The following is a 20,372-nucleotide window of genomic DNA, read 5'->3' as shown; positions in this document are numbered from 1 at the left end:
TTCGAAATAAGGGAAATATCAATCAACCACCAGCAATCAACAATTATTACGCCGTCTGCATTTGGGTGAGTTTGTAGTAAAGCCCCCCATGCTGCACTAACTCCGCATGATTGCCGCGCTCTACTATTCTACCAGCCTGTAGCACAATAATTTCATCAGCGTGCTGAATGGTGCTGAGGCGGTGCGCAATAACCAAGGAGGTGCGATTTTTCATGAGGTTCGTCAAGGCTTCCTGTACCAGCTTTTCTGACTCAGTATCCAGCGCTGAAGTGGCCTCATCCATGATCAAGATGGGTGGATTCTTCAGAATGGCACGGGCAATGCTCAGGCGCTGCCGCTGTCCACCAGATAGCTTTCCGCCCCGGTCACCAATCAAGGTTTGGTAGCCTTCGGGTGAGTTCATAATGAACTCGTGGGCATTGGCAATTTTAGCGGCGGCCATTACCTCTTCTTCGGTGGCATCTGTTTTGTTGAACTTGATGTTGTTGAAGATGGTGTCGTTGAACAAAATAGATTCTTGGGTCACTATGCCCATCTGGTCTCGGATGGAGTGCAGGGTGCAGTCGCGGAGGTCGTGGCCATCAATAAAGATTGCGCCTTCGGTTGGGTCATAGAAGCGTGGGAGCAAATCAGCTAGGGTAGACTTGCCCCCACCAGACGGGCCTACCAAAGCAATAGTTTTGCCTTTAGGAATGCGCAGGTTGATGTCTTGTAGAATTGGGTCTTCGGCGTAGCGGAAGCCTACATTTTTAAACTCAATATGTTGGCTGAAAGGGGGCAGCACTTGTGCCTGGGCCTTGTCTCTGATTTGTGGAGGAGTGTCTATAAGAGCCAATACTCTGTTACCGGCCACCAAGCCGCGCTGTATATTGCTGAATGCATTGGAAATGGCTTTTACCGGCACCAATACTTGTGAGAACAAAATCAGGTAGCCAATTAATTCTGCGGCCTCAAGGTCAGAACGACCACTTAAAACCAATGAACCTCCGTAGAATAAAATGCCTGCTACGGCCGTCACGCCCATAAACTCAGACATAGGCGAAGCCAAGCTCCGCTTGTTGTTCATGGAAGTAATGATACGGGCATAGCGGTTGTTGCTCTCCTTGAATTTATTGATCACGTACGGCTGGGCGTTAAATCCTTTGATCACGCGAAGGCCGCCCAAGGTTTCGTCAATAATGCCCAAAATGGAGCCCAAAGAATCTTGTCCTTCCGTTGACTGTCGTTTCAGTTTTTTGGCAAGGCTGGAGATGATCAAGCCAGAGGCAGGCAATACTAATAAGCTAAAAAGGGTAAGGCTAGGTGATAGGTAAAACAGCACCCCAAAATACCCGAAAAGCAGGAAAGGCTCGCGGAACAGAACATTCAGCGTGCTGGCCACTGAGTTTTCTACTTCCTGCACATCATTGGTGAGGGTAGACATGATGTTGCCTTTGCGCTGGTTAGAGAAAAAGCCCAACTGCAGCTGCGTGATGCGCTCATATACCTGAAAGCGTAAGTTTTTCACAACCTTGGCTCTTACTTCGCCCTCTATTCTGAGGCCAATGTAGCGGAACAGGTTGGCCAGTAAAACAGAGGCAACCAGTAAAAGGCAGATGAAGCGGAGAGCGCCCAGTTTACCCTCGGACTGTATTACCTGCCCAAAGTAGTAATAGAAGAATTGCTTGGCCCAATCAAACGAAAGTGAGAATTCTGGCCTGGTGGTGATAACGGAGGCCTCCTGCGTACTTACCTCGTCAAAAAGAACTGACAACAAAGGTACCAGAAGAGTGAAATTCATGATCCCGAAAATGGTAGCTAGCAGAGTTGCAATTGCATACCACGGAACATACTGACTAAAGGGCCGCGCAAAATTAAGAATGCGGAAATAAGTTTTCATTCTGGCAAAGGTAGGGCTTTACTGGCTAAAACAGCATACCTGTTGTTTACTCGTTTAGGCTTACTTTTTGAAAAACAGGCCTAAAGCAGCACCGCCCCGCTTGATAGTCAAACGGGGCGGTGCTGTTTTAGGCTGATGTAAAAGAGGTATATATGATTTGCTGTCAGCTTTGGCTAAAAGGCATGCGACCGCTGCGGAATGTTCCAGCGGAAAGACAAGGCCGTAAACGTGGTATTGTGGTCAAAGGCAGGATCTTCAGCCTTGGCATTGCGCACTATCTGGGTAGCATCTATGAACATGTTGTACTTGAGCTGGTAAGAAAGAGTCGCCTCGCCGTACAGTTGGTCTGTCTTCACCCCATTGCCAATGTTGTGGCCATACTCGCCGTTGCGGGTGGTGTAAGGCTTGAGCACGTTGCCGCCAAAGTTGCTCTCGTTGTTTCTAGGCTCAGGGTCTTGGCCGTAGCGGGTGGCAATGGCTTTTGCGGTAAGGGTTAACTTAGGCAGCGGCTGGTATCTCACAATAGCAATGGCCTCGGCTAAATTGGCACCCATGGGGTGAGCTAATGGCTGCTGGTAATGCTGGAAGTTAGTAGATGCGCTTTCGTGCTGATAAGTAAAGGGCCTAACTATGTTTATTTCGCCCTGTAGGTCTAAATTAGACACATTGAAGGCATCAATATATTTGGCACCGCCTTGTAACGCGTACTTGTTGCCCCACCAGCCGTTCCCGGCTTTTATTTCACTCAGCAGAAATTCATCTAACACAAACTGGCCGTATAGCTGCACTCTGTTGTAGATGTTCCATTTGAAGTCTGCCCCCAAAATGGCATTGTCTTCTGACCCCAGAGCCTGCTCAATAGCACGGTAAAAAATAATAGGGTTCAGGTACTGCAGCTCAAAGCGGCCGTAGTTACGGCCAAAAATGGTAGACTCAAACACACCCACGTTCAGGTTGGGCAGAAGGTTTACGCTCAGGTGGTGCAGCGCCATGTACTTTTTAGGGTACAGCTGATCTCGGGATTCATGGTCGGCGGTGAGTTCTGCAAAAAGATTGGTGTACTGTAGTTTCCACACTTGTGTCTGAAGTTTCAGGAAAAAATACGGGGCGGAGTAATCAGAGAGAATGAGCGAACGGAAGCCGTTGCCTATAAAGTGGCGATCGTGCCCCAGCATGACACTTATGTGCTTGGTGGCAGCGTAGTTTACATAGCCACGAGCCGAAAAGAAGTCATAGCCTCCGTCTTTGAACGGTTTCCAGTAAGCCTCATGCGGCACAATGGTGTCTCTGGCAATGCGGTTATTCACCCAGCCCGGAAAGAAGACTTGGTTTTCAGCCAAGAAAGTATAAAAACCCAGCCGCTCATCTATGGTACCCTCCACTTGTACACCACGGGAGTTGATAGACCGCAGACCATCAGTTTGGTTATCTTCCCCGGCAAGTAAACCTATTACGGGGTTCACCCGCAGGCTGAATTCAGGACTCTCGTAGTGGTAAAAGTCAGTTTGGTTTTCGTAAAAATACTTCAGAAATGGGCGGCGGCTCAGGTTATCGCGGTCATAGCGGGTGTAGTTCCAGTTGTCGTTGATCAGGTATTGAATATTGTACTGGTCCTCCGGAGATTTTTCATCTAAGTTCTGCTGAGCAGTTTCGGCTAGGGTGGCTACCCGAGCTCTGCCGTAAGGCTTGAAGGAGGTGTGCAGATTTTCTGTATTGTATTTAATATGATAGCGGTCAATGAGCCGGTACACATCTTCATTTAATGGTACTGTGGCGTCTTGGGCATATGCCTGAAGAAACGCAGATACCGTCAGGAGGGCCAGCAGGTATATTTTTTTCATATAGTGCAGATTGAATATACTAAGTTAAGAGAATTTTGTGCGTGTACTACAGCTTTAGGGCATAGGTTGTCTAAATAAGTGGCGGGGTTCAGAAAGATTAACGTCTGTTTTAGCCGTGTTTTTAGAAAAAGAGGCCGAAAACAGCCTAGGGCAAGGTTCATTCGTCATCTGTTCTTCCTGACTTGTAGCCGCAAAACTCTTATCTTGCCGCTGCATGATACAGCTGCTTCGCTATCAAGACATAGACAAAGCCCTTTGGGAAACTTGCCTGCAAAAGGCGGAGAGGCCGCTGGTATATGCCCATGCGTGGTATTTAGATGCTGTTTGCGGACCAAACTGGCAGGCTTTGGTGGAAGTGCAGAAGGACGCGTATGTGTCTGTTTTTCCGTTGCCTATCAAGAAAGTACTGGGGAAGCAGATGGTGTTTCAGCCCTTGTTCACGCAGCAGCTTGGCTTGTTCTGCACCCAAGCCAGCCAACACCGTTCTGTTTCAGAATACCTCTCTTTACTTCCGCCGCACTTTGCCCAGGTGCAGTACCAGTTGCCGCAGCCAGAGGTAGAACTACATCTGCCCAAAAACTGGAGCGCCAGGTTAAGGCCAAATTATGAGCTTTCTTTAGCGCCTACTTACCCTGAGCTGTACCGTGCTTGTGCCACTAACCTGAAACGGAACCTGAAAAAGGCGCAGGCTGCTCAGCTAAACATTGGTAGAGCAGCCTCTTTTGATAAGCTGCTGCAACTGTTCCAGAATACCAAAGGCAAAGAGCTGGGTGAACTGAAGGCGAAAGAATATAAACGGCTTAGCCAGTTATTCCATAATGCGCAGCAGGCGGGAGTGGGGCAGTTGTGGGAGGTAAGGCAGCAGCAAGAGGTGCTCTGCATCGGTTTTTTTCTGCACGACGGTACCCGTATCACTTATTTGTTTGGGGCAAGTTCTGAAAAAGGTAGGCAACTAAATGCTATGGCTTTTCTCATGGACCAGCTGATTCAGCAAGAGGCTGGCTCTGGAAAAACCTTTGATTTTGAGGGAAGCGAAGTGCCGGGCGTGGCGAAATTTTACGCCAACTTTGGCGCGCAACCCGTTCCATATCTATCTTTAAGTTTCCAAAACTTACCTGCCGCCTACCTATGGACCCGAAACGTCTTCACATCCTTACGCAAACGCCTTCGTTAGCCAATCATTTTATATCTGAGCTGCGCGATGTTACGGTGCAGAAAGATAGTCTGCGGTTCCGGCGCAACCTGGAGCGTTTGGGCGAAGTGATGGCGTATAAAATCTCTGAAACGCTGGAGTTTGCCGAAAAGACTATCCAGACGCCCCTGGCCCAGACGCAGCAAACGCTGCTCACCGAATTTCCGGTGCTAGCCACGGTGCTACGGGCGGGCTTGCCTTTCCATCAGGGGTTCATGAATTACTTTGACCAAGCCACCTGCGCCTTCGTGGGTGCCTATAGAGTAGAAGGAGATGGTGAACGGCAGCTGGCGGTGCACTTAGATTACATGGCCGCCCCCAACCTGCAAGACAAAGTGCTCATTCTGGTAGACCCCATGCTGGCCACTGGTAAGTCTTTGGTGCTCACGTACCGAGACATGCTGAGATTTGGTACCCCCAAGCGAATTATTATTGCCGCCATTATTGCCAGCCCTGAGGGAGCGGCGCATTTACAACAGGAAATACCGGAGGCAGAACTATGGGTGGGCGCCTTAGATGAACGCCTGAATGAGAACGCCTATATTGTACCAGGACTTGGTGACGCCGGTGATCTGGCCTTCGGCGCGAAGAAATAATTGTCTTATCGCCCTCTCAGCAAATTCCGTATTGATAAGCACGTTACTCAGGAAGAAAAGAAAATATGGGCGGTGAGTTACTAAAATACTTTTCGGTTTATCTGCTGAGTACAATCAAATTCATTGGAGGTCCTTTGGCCGGCATTTCCACAGGGCTATCTTTTCTGGAGACTTTTGGACTCACCGTTGCTGGCATGATGAGCAGTGTCGTTGTTTTCTCTTTGCTGGGTAATACCGCGCACCGCTATTATGTGCGCAGGCGGAGAGCCAAAAACAAACCCATCTTCAGTAAGAAAACGCGTAGAGTAGTAAAGGTGTGGCGCCGGTTTGGTATGCCTGGTATTGCTTTTCTAACGCCGTTGATTTTAACACCTATTGGGGGCACGGTGCTGGCCACTGTGTTTGGAGTAGCCAAAACCCGGATTATGGGGCATATGCTCTGGAGCGCCCTTTTCTGGGGTTTCGCCTTAACCCTAATAGTATTCCAGCTAAAGCACCTGCCTTTCCTGGAGTTTTTAAAGTAAAGTAGGCACAAGTATCATGAATATCTTCTACTTCCTCTTAGTTCTCAGTTTTCTTCCTTTCAGGACTGCTATCATTCAGAAGCCTTGCGAGTTACTGGTTAATCCGGATTATACAGAAACTATTCGCGTTTATGAGAAGCCAGAAGGAAACTTGGTAACTACTGTTGCGCATGATGTAGAGGCTGAAGATTTTATATTGTTGTCTGTCACTCAGCAAACCTCTAACTTTTATTTTGCCGCTGTTTCTTTTGCAGTATCTGGCAAATCTTATAAAGGCTGGATAAAGAAGGGAAAGCATATTGGAACATACGCCAGAGACTATGATGCAGCCACTCCATTGACATTATATAAAGAGCCAAGTACCTATGCTGGGGTGAGCGTTGTGGCATCTGAACGGGTAAGCAATTTTTTAGAAGTAACCTCTATCAATGAAGGATGGGTGCGGGTGAAGTTGAATATGAATGGCCGGGTCATACAAGGTTGGCTATCGCCCGAGGCGCAATGTTCCAACCCGTACACTACTTGTAATTAGCAAAAACAACAAGAGCCGCGAGAGAAGACCCGCGGCTCTTGTTGTTTTTGGCCTATTTTTATGAAAAGAGGCCAAAAATACATTTCCTAAACAATCAACAACTAACAATCACCAATCAAATTATCTGCTTTTGCGCTTGCTGGCACCGCCAGATTTAGTCTTTTTCCAGCCAGCTTTCTTTCTGTCACGAGTTTTGGCGCCTTTGCCAATATTCTCACGTGGCGGAAGTGACTTCTTCTCATGGAAAGCGCCTTTGAATTCTGGGTTCGCCCTCTTCTTTTGGTTGTCTATTTCTTTGTCTATTTCCTGCTGTTCCTCATAAGGCGTTTTGAATACTTCCACCTCCTCAGGCAGAGGGTCTTCCGGAATCTGCATCTTGATCAGCTTCTCAATGCGCCGGATGTGGTATATCTCTGCCTCATTGGCGAAAGTGATAGAAGCGCCAGTCTGCTCGGCCCTGCCCGTACGGCCTATGCGGTGCACGTAGTCCTCGTAAATAATAGGCACATCAAAATTAATCACGTGGCTCACCCCGCTGATGTCAATGCCACGGGCGGCTACATCGGTGGCAACCAAATAACGAACCTCGCCTTCTCTAAAGGCCTCTACGGCGTTAATGCGTGTATTCTGGCCCTTGTTGCCATGCACCACCCGCACGCCTCCCTCGCCTTTACGGTCCAGGAACGAGCTAACATTGTCTGCGTTGGTTTTGGAGCGGGTGAAAATAAGCACGCGGTTAAATGCCTCCTTGTCATGAAACAGATGTTCCAGCAGGCCAATTTTAGTGCGGAGGTTAGGCACGCGGTACAGCTTCTGGCTCACGGTGGTCACGGGCGTAGCCTGCGGGGTTACTTCAATCACCATCGGGAATTCCAGAAACTCCTCAGACAGAGTATGTACCCGCTCATGCATGGTAGCCGAGAAAAGTAGGTTCTGTCGCTTGCGCGGAATGATTTCAAGTAACTGGCGGATCTGCGGCATAAAGCCCATGTCCATCATCTTGTCGGCCTCGTCCAGCACCAGCGTTTTCAGTTCTTTCAAAATGAGTTCGCCTTTACGGTAAATGTCCATGAGGCGTCCGGGGGTGGCCACCAGAATATCAACCCCTGCCTGAATGCGCTCAATCTGGGATTTTGGTCCCACGCCGCCAAATATACCCACGATGCGTACGTCTAGATAGGCGCTGAACTTCTGGATGTTCTCCTCAATCTGTAGTACCAGCTCGCGGGTAGGGGCCAATATCAAGGCTCTAGGGTGGTGACCCTGCGCGTATTTTACTTTCATGAGCAGTGGCAATACATAGGCGGCTGTTTTGCCAGTGCCTGTCTGCGCAATGCCCATCACGTCATGCCCCGCCAGCGCCAGCGGAATAGTCTGGGTCTGCACCGGCGTAGGTTTCTCAAAACCTAGTTCCGCAATGGCGTTTAGTAACTGCTTGTTTAGCTTGAAATCGTCAAAGCTGGGCTGAGGTTCACTTTCAAGCTCTTCTGTCTCGGCTGATTCTGTTTCTGCAGTTGGTTCTGCGGGTATAGTTTCGTCCTGCTCAGGGGCAAGATTTTCGTTTTCTTCTTCTATCATTACAGCAAAGGTACGTAATTGAATGTTGGTCTTTCTCTTTTACGTTTTTGTGCTGGTTTTGTGAAAGCAAGTTAGAAATGCTACAGTCTTACCGCCTGCTCAAAAGACCTCGCAGTGTCTTCCAGTCCTGCGAGTGTCTATGCCAACATCCGTTTTTAACCTGTTTCCAGAAAATCAGCACAAAAACAAAAAACTTTCCACTCGCCGGTTTTATCTTAGCCCCATGAACAGCATCCTCATCAAAAACGCCCAACTAGTCAACGAAGGTCAGATCACCACTTCTGATGTGTTTGTCAAAGATGGCCTCATCCACACCATTGGTCAAAACCTGAACTCAGTTGCCGACACGGTAATAGATGCTCAAGGTCAGTACCTGCTGCCGGGTATTATTGATGATCAGGTTCATTTCCGTGACCCAGGCCTTACCCACAAAGCTGATTTGTACACAGAGCCCAGAGCAGCCGTGGCCGGTGGCGTGACTACGTTTATGGAGATGCCGAACACGGTGCCCAACGCTACTACGCAGGAGCTGCTGCAGCAAAAATATGACACAGCGGCGCAAAAATCGTTGGCCAATTACTCGTTCTTCATGGGTGGCACCAATGACAATCTGGAGGAAATCCTGAAGACCGACCCGCGTACTGTTTGTGGCATAAAGTTGTTTATGGGCTCCAGCACAGGCAACATGCTGGTAGATAACCCAGAAACGCTGGAGGCTATTTACAAGCAGTCGCCTATGCTTATTGCCACGCACTGCGAGGACGAGGCCACTATTAGAGCCACTACCCAGCGGTTTACCGAAGAGTACGGCGAGGGCAATATTCCTATGAGTGCGCACCCGCTTATCCGGAATGTGGAGGCTTGCTACAAATCATCCAGCATGGCGGTGGAGCTGGCCAAAAAACACAACACGCGCCTGCACATTCTGCACATCAGCACCGAAGAAGAACTGGCCCTGTTCCGGAACGATGTTCCACTAGAGCAGAAACGAATCACCGCCGAAGTGTGCGTGCACCATCTTTGGTTTGACGCTGCTCAATATGAAACGCTGGGCAGCCAGATTAAATGTAACCCGGCCATTAAAGAGGCAAGGCACAAACAGGCGCTGTTTCAGGGGTTGCTAGACAATAGACTAGACATCATTGCCACCGACCATGCCCCTCACACCTGGGAGGAAAAGCAGGCCAATACTTACAAAGGAGCTCCATCAGGCTTACCGCTGGTTCAGCACTCACTGCAGGTCATGCTGGCGTTTTACAAGCAAGGCAAAATTCCTTTGGAAAGGGTGGTGGAGAAAATGTGTCATGCTCCGGCCATCTGTTTTCAGGTAGAAAAGCGTGGGTTCATTAGAGAAGGCTACTGGGCTGACTTGGTGTTGGTAGACCTGGAGCAAACTCAAGCTGTTGCCAAGAATAATATTCACTACAAGTGCGGCTGGTCTCCGCTGGAAGGGCAGGAGTTGCCGGGCGTGGTGACACATACTATTGTATCTGGGCACTTGGCTTATAAGAATGGCCAGTTTGATGAGAGTAAGCGTGGAGAGCGAGTGATGTTTAGCAGGTAGTAAATTAAAGATGAGAGCGGAGTTACTTGCTACTTTAACCTTTTTAAAAGTTTTAGTATTTCTGATTGGGTTTGGGTTTATTTTTTGGTCTTCAATCTCAGGTCTTGTGAAAGGAACTCCTAATTTGAAAGCAAAATCTTTTTTATATTTCTTTTGGACTGCAGGTGGTGTGATTTTCCTGATGTTGCTTGATTATTTAGTCATTTATTTTGTATCAAATTAACTGTTTTGATTCAGGTGGCGCAGGTATTGTTAATTTAGACCTTAATAGGCTAGAATCCTTTGATGATAGATATTTGCTGTACTACCTGCGAATCAGATAAAAGAAGCATTTGGGGGCCGGGCAGCTCTCAGTTGGAGTTAAATGTGCTGGAGGCAGGCAATTTTATCAATCTAGAACAATGCCCTGAGTGCAGTACAATGTGGGTTCATGCTTTTTACGAACCACATTCGTCTTTCTCTTACTTTGTAAAATGGAAGCTTCTGCCCAATGATTTCAAGAAAATTCATGACATTGATTCAGGTAAAACGCTCTACAATTGGCATGTGTCAGAAGCAAAGCGGCTCTGGAGAACTTTATCAGACCAAGAGCAAGAGGCTGTAGAGCTTCATCGGAAGCGGGCATATGGTCATTATTGTCCAGTAGATATGAAAGTAGACGAAGTGAATTTGGAGGAGCAGTTAAAATGAGTACATCGTCAGGGGATTATGTAAAAGGTGAAAAAAACATATAAAAATTCCGCTCTTACACTTGCATTGAATATCCAAACCCACTACTTTTGCTCTCCAATTACACGGTGGCCGTAGTTCAGTTGGTTAGAGCACCAGATTGTGATTCTGGAAGTCGTGGGTTCGAGCCCCATCGGCCACCCAAAAAGCTCCTGATTTTTCAGGGGCTTTTTTTGTTTTCGGACAGTTGTCAGTATCAAGTAGCGCATATCAGGTTTCAAGATTTAAGCCAGGAGAAACAATACTTGTATAGAATAGGTACTTTTACCTTTGAGTAAAGTAAAATATGTCGTGCTACGTGATACCTGCTACTTGATACAGGTCACACATAATTGAAAGAACATGAGTCTATTAGTAATTGGGTCGGTGGCGTTTGATGCCCTGGAAACTCCGTTCGGGAAACGGGATAAAATCATCGGCGGTGCCGGAACGTTCATCTCCTTGTCGGCGGCCAATTTTGTGCAGCCAGTGAATCTGGTAAGTGTGGTGGGCGGCGACTTCCTGAAGTCTGACATTGAGATGATGCAGAGCAAAGGCATCAACACAGACGGGCTGCAGATAAAGGAAAACGAAAAGTCGTTCTTCTGGTCTGGCCGGTACTTCAATGACATGAACAGCCGCGAGACGCTGGTCACTGAGCTGAACGTGCTAGGAGATTTCGACCCGATTATTCCTGAAAGCTACCAAGACTGCCAATACCTCATGCTGGGCAACCTTGCCCCGAAGGTACAGCGCCAAGTAATTGAGCGCCTGAAAAACCGCCCTAAACTGGTGGTAATGGATACCATGAATTTCTGGATGGACATTGCTTATGATGAGTTGGTGCAAACCATTGGCATGGTAGACGTACTCAGCATCAATGACGAAGAAGCTCGCCAGCTGAGTAAAGAATATTCTTTGGTGAAAGCCGCCAAAAAAATCATGGCCATGGGGCCGAAGTACCTCATCATTAAAAAAGGTGAACACGGTGCGCTGTTGTTCCACGGGGAAGAAGTGTTCTTCGCGCCGGCTTTGCCGCTAGAGGAAGTTTTTGACCCAACCGGTGCCGGTGACACTTTTGCCGGTGGCTTTATTGGCTACCTGGCTTCTACCGATGACATTAGCTTTGAGAACATGAAGCGCGCCGTAATTCATGGTTCGGCCATGGCGTCTTTCTGCGTAGAGCAGTTCGGAACTGAGCGTTTAGTAGACCTGCAGCCTGATGAGGTGGTACAGCGCGTACTGGAGTTTGTGAAATTGGTGAACTTTCAGCCACAGCGCGGTTAATTTATAGTCATTTTGAGCCTGTTTTTCTGAAAACAAGCTCAAAACAGAAGGCATAAAACAGAGAAGGCCACTGATATTCAGTGGCCTTCTCTGTTTTATTATGGCTTATTGACTACGCGCTTTTTAGCCACTGGCGTGCTTCTTCTACCTTGTCAAAGTATTTAATCTCAATAGCGCCCTCCTGCAAAGCTTGTTTGTTCGTGGCTTCCATGCTCATTCTGCCGAAGATGTCTTCTGGTATTAGAAAGGCCATGTGCCGAATTCCCACTTGCTTGGCTTTCCCAAACCAAACCTGGTTTATCCATTGTTGGCTCTCCTGCAGCATTACTTTCAAGTGCACTGTATCCACAAAAATCTTGCTCAGGCCATGTTCTTTGGCTAAGTCTAGCGTAGCCAAAGAGATTTCCATGAACTCCTGATGCTTCAGAAAGCCTTTGTAGGTGGAGATGACAGCCTGTAAATCTTGGTCTAATCTGGTTGTGAGCATTATTTTAAGTAGCAACGCCTTCTTTGCCTGCTTCAAACTTAAACGAAAAAATTTCAAAAGTATCTATGTATCTTTTCTGAAGCCGGAAAAATAAAGTGGCAAGCGGGAATTATGTACCTTTAAATGGATTATTTCTTCTTTATGCAGAAAACCAAAGAAACGGCGCTGGCAATGTTTATTGGTGCCATCATTTTCCTGGCGCTGGAGCTGGCGGTGTACTACGTATTGTCTACCTGGCTAGTGCCTACAGATCCTAAGTTAGAGGAGGAAGGCGGAACCATTGTCCGGAGCTGGAACAAGGTGATGTACTTTACCCTGGCCTACATTGCCATAGTAGTATCTGCTTTACTCATTGCAAGTTCTCAGGTGCCCCGCGAGTACCGGCGGCACGTTATGTTCTGGTTTTACCTGTCTTTGCCCACGCTGCTGGTGGTGTTGTTGCTGGCCTTTAGTTAAGAAAACAGTATACTTTTGCCCCAATTGCCCGTATAGTCTTATATCACGTAAATTTAAAAGGAGGATATAGATATGAGCGCAAGCACAAATGATAGAAACCAGAAAGGTCAAAACGAGGAAACTAAGAAAAAAGGCGGCTTTCAGGATAACACTGACCCCAACTCCTTGGTGCCCCCTACCCAAACTGACCCAGAAAGCAAGTATTTCACCAACAGCAACGGTACCAGTATTCAGAGCGAAGACAATCTCTCAAGAGGCGGTAACCGCAACCGTGAAGGTGTAAATGCGGCCTACGGCGATGGCGGCGACCGCCCGCGTAGCAACCCAAGCGATAACCAATCAGACAGAGGTAAATAAAATCAACTCCTATTTGATAATTAGAAAGGCAGCCCCGTAAGGCTGCCTTTTCTGTTTTAGATAGTGTACTGTTTTCAGGCTCTATTCTCAAAAATAGGCCGAAAACAGGTTATACTTTACATGTATTGATCTTTTATACTGGCGCAAGCAGACGCTTGTGTCCGTAAGCATTGCAAAAGATTATCGACTGCGCCAGCTTTGTCCTCTGCCGTTGTTGTGTGTTCTCACCAACAACTAAAACTGCGGTTGCCAGAACAAGAGTAATTTCAGAGTTTTAACATCAGATAAGCGTGCGGACACAAGCGGACGCTTGCGCCATCAATGGTTTTTGTAAAGGCGGTTTCATGATGGCTTATTGGTTAGCCATCATAAACTGGTAAATTATTTCAGAAACGTTGGCCATAGCACTGATGCCAGCTTTGTCATCTTTCAGGCCCTTGGATAGTAGCACCAACACATATTTGCGGCCGTCGGGCAGGAACACGATTCCTGAATCATGGCGAACGCCGGTAATCCAGCCGGTTTTGTGGGCAACTTTAACTTCTTTCGGGAGATTGGCCGGGATAATGTTTTTATGTTTCTGGTCCAGTAAAATCTTAACCATCTCTTCTGAAGCCTTTGCGTTAGCAGCCTCTCCCTTTGCTATTTTTTCAAAAATCAGCATTAAGTCATAGGCGGTGGTAGTGTTGTTAAGACCCTGTTCGTATGCCTTGCCATCTTCCACGCCGCGCAGCACCTGAATGTCTTTCGCACCAAGGTCACGCATGGTTTGGGTGACTTTTTTAGCGTCTAGCTTTTCAATAACCAGATTGGTGCCCAGGTTGCTGCTATGTATGATCATTTTGTACAGCACATCGGCGAGCGGCCATTTTTTGCCCAGGTTAGCGTAAAGTTCCTGCTCACTATCGTCTTCGGCGCCAATGGTGTAAGCGCTGCCGTCTACAATGCTTTTGAACTCATTCTTGAGCAAAATACTATCTTGTAATGAAAATACGCCCTCGGCGGCTTGTTTGTAAGCTTCAATGAGTACCGGCGTTTTCATGGTGCTGGCCGCGTGAAAAGTTTCATGCTCATTGATTAGCAGTTCCTGCCCCGTCTGCAAATCTTTAAAAGCCACGGCAAAGGTGCCTGCCTCTTTGTTCAATTCTGTGGTTATTTGTTCCCTAAGCGGAGCCAAGTCGTTTTTGATGGGTTTAGATACAGTACAGCCCATGAGCAACAAAATGATGGGTAACAGAAGATAGGAGGAGCGCATACAATTCAAGTTTTGCCCAAGTTATAGAAGTTCGGGGAAATCTATCAGGCCACATGCAGCTGTTTTGGGGCTACTTTTCAGAAAACAGACCCAAAACGAGTTTCTAAATTCTCAGATTCTAGTACGGGCAGGGTTTGGCCAGTCCGTACTAGTTAAAAATCCTGCTTCAGCCAAAGTTTAAAGTTTTGCTTCTGTTCTTCTGTAGCCGATGTGGTTTTGCTGACCCGGTACTGTGGCAAGTGTAGTGGACCGTTTGTAACAAGCTTTACTGTATGCAGTTTGCGCTGCCGGAATAGTGTTATCTCTACTTCTTTCTTGTCAGAAAGCAGCCCCGGCAAGTTGTTGTTCTCCAGTTTTCGGCCGTTTAGTGCAATCAACTCATCCTCCACAGAGAGTACGGCGGCGGCCGGTGAGTTAGGGGAAATATACCCAACGGTAGGGGATGCTGTAGAGGCGGCACTAAGCCTAAACCCGAAAAGGCTCTCATGTGCAGCGGTGGCAGGAAGTTTTTCCAAAGCGCATCCCACATATTCCAGCGCCGGGGCTAGCCATTCCTCAAAAGGGGCAGTACCGAAAATCATCTCCTGAAAATACTTTTCCAAAGAAACGCCTGCCGTCTGTTCGGCTATAATTTTGTAATCTTGGTCTGAATAGCCAATGCCGGTTTGGCCAAACTCCTGCCACATTCGGCACATGACATCGTCAAGTGATTTTTTGTTTTGGGTGGCACGTCTTATTTCCAGATCCAGCACAAGCGCCGCAATACAGCCTTTGTGGTAAATGCTCACCCGCCGGTCCGGAATACTGGCCTTGTAGCCGTCTAACCAAGTGTCAAAAGAAGAGTCGGCTACGGATAGATTCTGTTCGCCTTGGTCAACTGCGTGGCGTTTGATGGTGGTGGTCAGCTCTTGGAAATACTGCTCTGCCGTGAAAACGCCGCTACGGGCCAACAGGTAATCACCGTAATAAGTAGTCACGCCCTCGGCCACATAGCCGGTCCGGAAGTAATTTTCCTGGCTAAAGTCATAGGGCAGCATCTCCTCAGGCCGAATTTGCTTGATGTTCCACGTGTGAAAAAGTTCATGGCAGCTCACACCCAGTAGCTCTTTATATAAATTCTGTGACATGAGCTGTTCCCCTGGCCCCAAGGTGATAACCGTAGAATTCAGGTGCTCTACCCCGTGGTAGTGCGGGTAGGGTAGAATGATGTTCAGGTAGTGGTAGTCAGGTACCGGAAAAGTCTGGAATAAGGCCAGTTGTTCTTGGGTGTAGGCCCTGAAATGTGAAATAACCTGCTCCCAATCAGGCTGGCATTCACCTTGAAACCAGATATGGAACGGAATGCCCTGCTCTTCAAACACCTGATGTTGCAGCGTGGCACTGGCTATAAACGGTGAATCTACCAAATGGTCATAGTTCAGCGCCCGTAGCGTAGCTTTGTCTGTTACGGGTAAGCCGCAGGCAATCTGCCAATCATCCGGAATTTCCAAGGAGAGGGTGCAGGGTTCCTGCTCCTGGCCTTCGGCGGTCAATAAGCAGTTGACCGGGTTCACGTACAAAAAATCAGAAGCAACCCACGAACCCCCGGCGTCCATTTGGCGGGCATGAAAATTATAATGAACCTCTATTTTCTGGTGGTCTTGCGTTTGAACCTGCCACCTGTCTTTGGTTACCTTGCGGAAAGTCAGCGGAGAGCCGTCTGAGCCAGTTACCCTAAAGCCTTGCAGCTTCTGTGCGAAGTTCTGTAGTTCATACCGCCCTGGGCGCCAAGCCGGCAGCTGAAGGTAAAGCTCAGGGGCGGAGATGTTTTCTATAACTGTCTTAATTTGCAGGTAGCCCGAGAGCGGGTTTTGGCAGGAGATATAATACTGTGGCACGGCGCTCTGTCTTTACTGTCTCTTTAGTATAACGAGAATTACCTGCAAGGTAGAGCGTTTTAGGCCTCTTTTCCGAAAAACAGGTTAAAAACAACATTAAATAAGGGAACGTCACATGTCAGATTTGGTAGGGGCAGCTCGCGGTATGTCCGCTGCGTTGGCATCCTCAGCGCCTGTGAATAAGAGTCAGTCAGTTTCAAGCCAACGTTTCTTTACTGTAGACAATGGTCTCACATAAGCTGCCGTATAGGAGTAGTTGTGGCCTGTTCCTGCTGGATTGAGATATAAAGAGCTATTTTAATGCTACTTCTGTTTTCGTCCTATTTTCAGAAAAACTGGTTAAAAACGCCTTTAGTAATCAATAAACGTATACCTTCGCTTTCAGCGGAATGGGGTAACGTGCAAATAATCAAATTAAAATGTGGAGCAGGGTTTGATTTATCAAAATTGATTTCCTAATTTTGCAACCCTTAATAAAATGTTTAGTGTAAGATGAAAAGAACATTCCAACCTTCGCAACGCAAAAGAAGAAATAAGCATGGTTTCCGCTCAAGAATGGAAACTGCCAATGGTAGAAGAGTATTAGCTAGCAGAAGAGCTAAAGGCCGTCATAAACTGACCGTTTCTGACGAGAGAAGACACAAAGCCTAATTTTTCTGAGTAGCTCGCTGCAAGGCGCCTCGCGAATGGGTACCTTCACTGAACATTCTGCAGAAGAGCAACCGCTTTCCCATAGATTTCAAAAAGAAGAACGCTTACGGAGCAAAAAGCTGATTGATCAGCTGTTCCGTGAGGGTTCTTCTTTTAATTCATATCCGCTCCGTTTTGTGGCGCTTCACTTGCCGCAAGAGAGCCAGCCTCCGGTGCAAGTGCTGGTGTCGGTTTCTAAGCGCTACTTCAAGAAAGCCGTAGACCGCAACCGCCTCAAACGCCAGATCCGTGAGGCGTACCGCTTGAACAAACACCTCATTCCGCAGCTCAATACCCAGGGCGGAACGTGGATTATTGCCATTTTATACATCGGCAAAGAAAAAAATCCTTTCAATATTGTCAGTAAAAAACTAAATTCAGGATTGGAGCGTTTGTTAACTAAATAGTCTCCTCCCTTTTTTGTTTTTATTACTGCTGATATGCTGAAGAAATCTATTGCCGGTCTTGCGTTGGTAGGCGCATCTTGGGGCCTTTTCTCCTTCTCTTCGGGCTCAGAGCGTTACTTCGATATCGCCAAAAACCTTGATATTTTCGCTACGCTCTTCAAAGAGGTGAACACCTATTACGTAGATGACGTGGCTCCTTCTAAAATGGTGCGCGTGGGCATTGACGCCATGCTCAAGTCGCTGGACCCATATACCAACTACATTCCCGAAGACGATATTGAAGATTTCCGCACCATGACCTCCGGCAACTACGGTGGTATTGGTGCTTTGGTGGGCAAGCGCGGTGACAGAACTATTGTTTCGTTGCCGCATGAAGGCTCTCCAGCCGAGAAAGCAGGCATTCAGATTGGAGACGAAATACTGAAAATAGACGGCGTAGACTTAGCCAAGAAAAATGATGGCGAAGTGAGCAAGCTCTTGAAAGGCCAGGCAGGTTCTGTAGTAGAACTGGAGATTAAGCGTTATGGTGTAGACAAACCCATGCTGGTTAAAGTTACCCGTGCCAACATTCACATCCCTAACGTGCCTTATTACGGCATGGTCACCTCAGACATTGGGTACCTGCAATTGAGCGGCTTTACCATGGAGGCTGGCCGTGAAGTGCGGGCAGCTGTAGCGAAGCTGAAGGAAATGGGAGCACAGAAAGTAATTCTTGACCTGCGTGATAACCCAGGCGGATTGCTGAACGAGGCGGTGAACATTTCCAACCTGTTCCTGCCCCGCGGAAAAGACATAGTGAGCACCAAGAGCAAGGTCTCTGACTGGAACAAAATGTACAAGGCGCTAGACGAGCCGCTAGATGTGCAAATGCCTTTGGCTGTTTTGACCAGCTCTAACAGTGCCTCGGCAGCAGAGATTGTGTCTGGCGCCTTGCAAGACTATGACCGCGCAGTACTAATTGGCGAGAAAACCTTTGGCAAAGGCTTGGTTCAAATGACGCGTCCGCTTTCTTATAACTCGCAATTGAAAGTAACTACCGCCAAATACTACATCCCGAGCGGACGCTGTATTCAGGCAATTGACTATGCCCACCGCAATGCCGACGGCTCTTTAAATAAGATTCCGGATTCTTTGCGTGTGGCTTTCAAGACTGCTAACGGGCGGGTGGTGTATGACGGCGGTGGCATAAGCCCCGACTTGGCAATTGACAATAAGAAAATGCCGGAAATTATTAGGGTGCTGATGATGAAGAACTATCTCTTTGACTATGCCACGAGGTACAAAGCGGAGAATCCTAGCATTCCGGCGGCTAAAGATTTTAAACTTTCAGATGCCGAATACCAAAAGTTTGTGACTTTCTTGAACGGGAAAGATATCTCTTACTCTACCGATGTGGAGAAAACGTTAGACAACATGCTCAAAAAGGCCAAAGAAGACAAACACTATGAGGAGATAAAGACTGAGATTGAGCAAATAAAGAAGAAAGTAGCCTCTAACAAAGGCAATGACCTCATGCGCTTCAAGCCTGAAATTGTTGAGTTGTTAGAGCAGGAGATTGCCTCACGCTATTACCTGCAGAAAGGTCTGGTAGAGGCTACCTTCAATGATGACAAAAATATTCTGGCTGCGGTAGAGGTGCTGAACAACACAACCAAGTATAACAGCCTGTTGAGCGCTAGCGCTAAGAAGTAGTATACCTATATATAGTAGTGAGCAAAAGGGCAACTGCACAGCAGTTGCCCTTTTGCATTAGAATAACGTAGCTTTGTGTGAAAATGCTGATTACCTGTACCTGAAAGCATGGCGCTAATTTTATCTATAGAAACATCCTCCACGGTTTGCTCAGTGGCTTTGCATAAAGACCAGCATCTGCAGTCATACGCAGAGTTGCAGATGGAGAAGTCGCATTCTTCGCACATAACCGTAATGGTGAAGCAGGTGCTTGACAATGCTAAGGTGGCAATAGAAGACATATCGGCGGTGGCTGTTTCAGGTGGGCCAGGATCCTACACCGGCTTACGAATTGGTTCCGGAACAGCAAAAGGCTTTTGCTTTTCTCTGGATTTGCCGCTCATAGCCGTAGATACCTTGGCAGCCATGGCCCAGCAGGTAATTTCAGCTACCCCTAATCCTCAGCAATTCTTGTTCTGCCCTATGGTAGACGCGCGCCGTGACGAAGTGTACACCTGTCTTGTAGATGAGAATTTAAATGTAGTGCTCCCAACGGAGCCTAGGATTTTAACTTCCGCCGCTTTTGCGGAGGAGTTGGAAAAGCAGGCCGTTATTTTTTTTGGAAGTGGCGCCACTAAAGCCCAAAAAATTCTAACCGACCACCCGAACGCATACTATATAGATAATGTTATGCCTACAGCCAAAGCCATAGGCGAGCTGGCTTGGAATAAATGGCAAAACAAAGAGTTTGAAGATGTGGCTTACTATGAGCCGTTCTATTTAAAAGAAGTGCATATCACAAAGCCATCAGGCAAATAAGAATATGGAAGAGTTTGTAAACAGAGTAGCCAACAGCGGACTTATTACATTGAACTTGGAAGAGTACCTGCACCCAGGGGAGAGAATAGTCTACGATATAAAAGATAATCTCTTTCACGGGCTCATGTTGAGAGAGAAAGACTTTAGAGCGTTTGTAAAGGAGCACGACTGGTCGCAGTATGAAGGAAAGAACGTTGCCATTATCTGCTCCACCGATGCCATTGTGCCAACATGGGCATATATGTTATTAGCAAGTAAGATGCAGCCTTACGTGAATCGCTTCGTTTTTGGAGATTTAGAGGCGTTAGAACAGGCATTAATGCAAGATGCCATTGCCAATATTAACCCTGAAGACTATAAAGACGCAAAACTGGTGATTAAAGGGTGCGGGCAAATACCAATACCCACCTTTGCTTACGTAGAAATTATGCAGAAGCTTTTACCAGTGGCGAGCAGTATAATGTATGGAGAGCCTTGTTCTACTGTACCTATATATAAAAAGCCAAAGGATAAAGCAGCCACAGCGTAAACAAATATTCAATCAAAGATTAGGAAGGGGAGGCAGGCGAAAGCTTGCCTCCCCTTCTTGCATATGGAGAGGGTGTGTTTTGGCGCCGATTTCCGGAAAAGAGGCTTAAAACGCGGTAGCTGT

The 20,372-nt window shown here is 47.3% G+C and carries 21 protein-coding genes and 1 tRNA gene; 16 read left to right on the top strand and 6 right to left on the bottom strand.

The genetic code is table 11. The annotated features are described in order from the left end of the window. Positions 1 to 46: 46 nt before the first annotated feature. Positions 47 to 1,879: an ABC transporter ATP-binding protein gene (locus A8O23_RS08535; protein ID WP_066619633.1), complete on the bottom strand. Its 1,833-nt coding sequence runs from the start codon at positions 1,877 to 1,879 to the stop codon at positions 47 to 49. 173 nt (positions 1,880 to 2,052) lie between these two features. Further along, positions 2,053 to 3,720, bottom strand: coding sequence for a hypothetical protein (locus A8O23_RS08530; RefSeq protein WP_066619630.1), 1,668 nt, complete (start codon positions 3,718 to 3,720; stop codon positions 2,053 to 2,055). 214 nt (positions 3,721 to 3,934) lie between these two features. On the opposite strand from A8O23_RS08530, the gene A8O23_RS08525 reads away from it, so the two are divergent. From A8O23_RS08525 to A8O23_RS08510, 4 genes are all read left to right on the top strand, one after another. Then, positions 3,935 to 4,894, top strand: coding sequence for a GNAT family N-acetyltransferase (locus tag A8O23_RS08525; RefSeq protein ID WP_066619628.1), 960 nt, complete (start codon positions 3,935 to 3,937; stop codon positions 4,892 to 4,894). Further along, on the top strand, positions 4,849 to 5,508 hold the full coding sequence (upp, locus tag A8O23_RS08520; RefSeq protein WP_066619626.1) for a uracil phosphoribosyltransferase: 660 nt from the start codon (positions 4,849 to 4,851) through the stop codon (positions 5,506 to 5,508). Before A8O23_RS08525 ends, upp begins: the two co-directional genes overlap by 46 nt. Before the next feature lie 65 nt (positions 5,509 to 5,573). Continuing rightward, entirely contained in the window at positions 5,574 to 6,032 is a 459-nt protein-coding gene (locus tag A8O23_RS08515; RefSeq protein ID WP_066619624.1) for a hypothetical protein, read from the top strand. Between the two features lie 16 nt (positions 6,033 to 6,048). After that, complete coding sequence (locus tag A8O23_RS08510; RefSeq protein WP_066619620.1) at positions 6,049 to 6,564, top strand: hypothetical protein; 516 nt, start codon at positions 6,049 to 6,051, stop codon at positions 6,562 to 6,564. 120 nt (positions 6,565 to 6,684) lie between these two features. On the opposite strand, the gene A8O23_RS08505 is transcribed toward A8O23_RS08510, so the two are convergent. Beyond that, positions 6,685 to 8,142 carry a DEAD/DEAH box helicase gene (locus tag A8O23_RS08505; RefSeq protein WP_082882965.1) on the bottom strand — a complete coding sequence of 486 codons (1,458 nt, stop codon included), beginning with the start codon at positions 8,140 to 8,142 and terminating at the stop codon, positions 6,685 to 6,687. A 223-nt stretch (positions 8,143 to 8,365) separates the two neighbouring features. Between A8O23_RS08505 and A8O23_RS08500 the strand changes: the two genes are divergently transcribed. From A8O23_RS08500 to A8O23_RS08480, 5 genes are all read left to right on the top strand, one after another. Continuing rightward, positions 8,366 to 9,706 carry a dihydroorotase gene (locus A8O23_RS08500; protein ID WP_066620401.1) on the top strand — a complete coding sequence of 447 codons (1,341 nt, stop codon included), beginning with the start codon at positions 8,366 to 8,368 and terminating at the stop codon, positions 9,704 to 9,706. Positions 9,707 to 9,716: 10 nt separating this feature from the next. Next, on the top strand, positions 9,717 to 9,929 hold the full coding sequence (locus A8O23_RS08495) for a hypothetical protein (RefSeq protein WP_066619617.1): 213 nt from the start codon (positions 9,717 to 9,719) through the stop codon (positions 9,927 to 9,929). 59 nt (positions 9,930 to 9,988) lie between these two features. After that, positions 9,989 to 10,396, top strand: a complete 408-nt coding sequence (locus A8O23_RS08490; protein ID WP_153042126.1) for a hypothetical protein — start codon at positions 9,989 to 9,991, stop codon at positions 10,394 to 10,396. Between the two features lie 107 nt (positions 10,397 to 10,503). Beyond that, a tRNA-His gene (locus tag A8O23_RS08485) sits at positions 10,504 to 10,577 on the top strand. Positions 10,578 to 10,777: 200 nt separating this feature from the next. Beyond that, positions 10,778 to 11,701, top strand: coding sequence for a PfkB family carbohydrate kinase (locus tag A8O23_RS08480; protein ID WP_066619610.1), 924 nt, complete (start codon positions 10,778 to 10,780; stop codon positions 11,699 to 11,701). Between the two features lie 112 nt (positions 11,702 to 11,813). Here the strand turns inward: A8O23_RS08480 and A8O23_RS08475 are convergent, their stop codons facing one another. Then, positions 11,814 to 12,188, bottom strand: coding sequence for an STAS/SEC14 domain-containing protein (locus A8O23_RS08475; RefSeq protein WP_153042125.1), 375 nt, complete (start codon positions 12,186 to 12,188; stop codon positions 11,814 to 11,816). A gap of 123 nt (positions 12,189 to 12,311) precedes the next feature. Between A8O23_RS08475 and A8O23_RS08470 the strand changes: the two genes are divergently transcribed. Together A8O23_RS08470 and A8O23_RS08465 are read left to right on the top strand one after the other, a co-directional pair. Then, positions 12,312 to 12,644: a hypothetical protein gene (locus tag A8O23_RS08470; protein ID WP_066619603.1), complete on the top strand. Its 333-nt coding sequence runs from the start codon at positions 12,312 to 12,314 to the stop codon at positions 12,642 to 12,644. 72 nt (positions 12,645 to 12,716) lie between these two features. Beyond that, positions 12,717 to 13,001, top strand: coding sequence for a hypothetical protein (locus A8O23_RS08465; RefSeq protein ID WP_066619600.1), 285 nt, complete (start codon positions 12,717 to 12,719; stop codon positions 12,999 to 13,001). A 352-nt stretch (positions 13,002 to 13,353) separates the two neighbouring features. On the opposite strand, the gene A8O23_RS08460 is transcribed toward A8O23_RS08465, so the two are convergent. Both A8O23_RS08460 and A8O23_RS08455 read right to left on the bottom strand, forming a co-directional pair. Continuing rightward, the gene (locus tag A8O23_RS08460; protein WP_066619597.1) at positions 13,354 to 14,256 is read right to left on the bottom strand and encodes a serine hydrolase; all 903 of its coding nucleotides are present in this window, start codon (positions 14,254 to 14,256) and stop codon (positions 13,354 to 13,356) included. A 152-nt stretch (positions 14,257 to 14,408) separates the two neighbouring features. Continuing rightward, entirely contained in the window at positions 14,409 to 16,133 is a 1,725-nt protein-coding gene (locus A8O23_RS08455; RefSeq protein WP_066619595.1) for a M61 family metallopeptidase, read from the bottom strand. Positions 16,134 to 16,625: 492 nt separating this feature from the next. On the opposite strand from A8O23_RS08455, the gene rpmH reads away from it, so the two are divergent. From rpmH to A8O23_RS08435, 5 genes are all read left to right on the top strand, one after another. Next, the gene (rpmH, locus tag A8O23_RS21205; protein ID WP_071885432.1) at positions 16,626 to 16,784 is read left to right on the top strand and encodes a 50S ribosomal protein L34; all 159 of its coding nucleotides are present in this window, start codon (positions 16,626 to 16,628) and stop codon (positions 16,782 to 16,784) included. A gap of 35 nt (positions 16,785 to 16,819) precedes the next feature. Further along, positions 16,820 to 17,230, top strand: coding sequence for a ribonuclease P protein component (gene rnpA, locus A8O23_RS08450; protein ID WP_066619593.1), 411 nt, complete (start codon positions 16,820 to 16,822; stop codon positions 17,228 to 17,230). Positions 17,231 to 17,263: 33 nt separating this feature from the next. Continuing rightward, a complete protein-coding gene (locus A8O23_RS08445) occupies positions 17,264 to 18,922 on the top strand; it encodes a S41 family peptidase (RefSeq protein WP_066619591.1) in 1,659 nt (552 codons plus the stop codon). Positions 18,923 to 19,030: 108 nt separating this feature from the next. Next, the gene (gene tsaB, locus A8O23_RS08440) at positions 19,031 to 19,720 is read left to right on the top strand and encodes a tRNA (adenosine(37)-N6)-threonylcarbamoyltransferase complex dimerization subunit type 1 TsaB (protein WP_066619590.1); all 690 of its coding nucleotides are present in this window, start codon (positions 19,031 to 19,033) and stop codon (positions 19,718 to 19,720) included. A gap of 4 nt (positions 19,721 to 19,724) precedes the next feature. Further along, positions 19,725 to 20,249, top strand: coding sequence for a DUF2480 family protein (locus A8O23_RS08435; RefSeq protein WP_066619584.1), 525 nt, complete (start codon positions 19,725 to 19,727; stop codon positions 20,247 to 20,249). Positions 20,250 to 20,372: the final 123 nt, after the last annotated feature.

The sequence above is a fragment of the Rufibacter roseus genome (genome assembly GCF_001647285.1).
Taxonomy (GTDB): Bacteria; Bacteroidota; Bacteroidia; order Cytophagales; family Hymenobacteraceae; genus Nibribacter; species Nibribacter roseus.
Note: the sequence above shows the minus strand (reverse complement) of the source record. Positions and strands in the feature narration are given on the sequence as shown.

Excerpts from the sequence above, each read along its gene's own strand:
- A8O23_RS08445 (WP_066619591.1), top strand. The coding sequence starts at position 17,264 with ATGCTGAAGAAATCTATTGCCGGTCTTGCGTTGGTAGGCGCATCTTGG.
- A8O23_RS08505 (WP_082882965.1), bottom strand. The coding sequence starts at position 8,142 with ATGATAGAAGAAGAAAACGAAAATCTTGCCCCTGAGCAGGACGAAACT.
- A8O23_RS08480 (WP_066619610.1), top strand. The coding sequence starts at position 10,778 with ATGAGTCTATTAGTAATTGGGTCGGTGGCGTTTGATGCCCTGGAAACT.
- upp (WP_066619626.1), top strand. The coding sequence starts at position 4,849 with ATGGACCCGAAACGTCTTCACATCCTTACGCAAACGCCTTCGTTAGCC.
- A8O23_RS08495 (WP_066619617.1), top strand. The coding sequence starts at position 9,717 with ATGAGAGCGGAGTTACTTGCTACTTTAACCTTTTTAAAAGTTTTAGTA.
- A8O23_RS08525 (WP_066619628.1), top strand. The coding sequence starts at position 3,935 with ATGATACAGCTGCTTCGCTATCAAGACATAGACAAAGCCCTTTGGGAA.
- A8O23_RS08475 (WP_153042125.1), bottom strand. The coding sequence starts at position 12,188 with ATGCTCACAACCAGATTAGACCAAGATTTACAGGCTGTCATCTCCACC.
- tsaB (WP_066619590.1), top strand. The coding sequence starts at position 19,031 with ATGGCGCTAATTTTATCTATAGAAACATCCTCCACGGTTTGCTCAGTG.
- rpmH (WP_071885432.1), top strand. The coding sequence starts at position 16,626 with ATGAAAAGAACATTCCAACCTTCGCAACGCAAAAGAAGAAATAAGCAT.
- A8O23_RS08500 (WP_066620401.1), top strand. The coding sequence starts at position 8,366 with ATGAACAGCATCCTCATCAAAAACGCCCAACTAGTCAACGAAGGTCAG.
- rnpA (WP_066619593.1), top strand. The coding sequence starts at position 16,820 with ATGGGTACCTTCACTGAACATTCTGCAGAAGAGCAACCGCTTTCCCAT.
- A8O23_RS08510 (WP_066619620.1), top strand. The coding sequence starts at position 6,049 with ATGAATATCTTCTACTTCCTCTTAGTTCTCAGTTTTCTTCCTTTCAGG.
- A8O23_RS08470 (WP_066619603.1), top strand. The coding sequence starts at position 12,312 with ATGGATTATTTCTTCTTTATGCAGAAAACCAAAGAAACGGCGCTGGCA.
- A8O23_RS08515 (WP_066619624.1), top strand. The coding sequence starts at position 5,574 with ATGGGCGGTGAGTTACTAAAATACTTTTCGGTTTATCTGCTGAGTACA.
- A8O23_RS08465 (WP_066619600.1), top strand. The coding sequence starts at position 12,717 with ATGAGCGCAAGCACAAATGATAGAAACCAGAAAGGTCAAAACGAGGAA.
- A8O23_RS08535 (WP_066619633.1), bottom strand. The coding sequence starts at position 1,879 with ATGAAAACTTATTTCCGCATTCTTAATTTTGCGCGGCCCTTTAGTCAG.
- A8O23_RS08435 (WP_066619584.1), top strand. The coding sequence starts at position 19,725 with ATGGAAGAGTTTGTAAACAGAGTAGCCAACAGCGGACTTATTACATTG.
- A8O23_RS08460 (WP_066619597.1), bottom strand. The coding sequence starts at position 14,256 with ATGCGCTCCTCCTATCTTCTGTTACCCATCATTTTGTTGCTCATGGGC.
- A8O23_RS08530 (WP_066619630.1), bottom strand. The coding sequence starts at position 3,720 with ATGAAAAAAATATACCTGCTGGCCCTCCTGACGGTATCTGCGTTTCTT.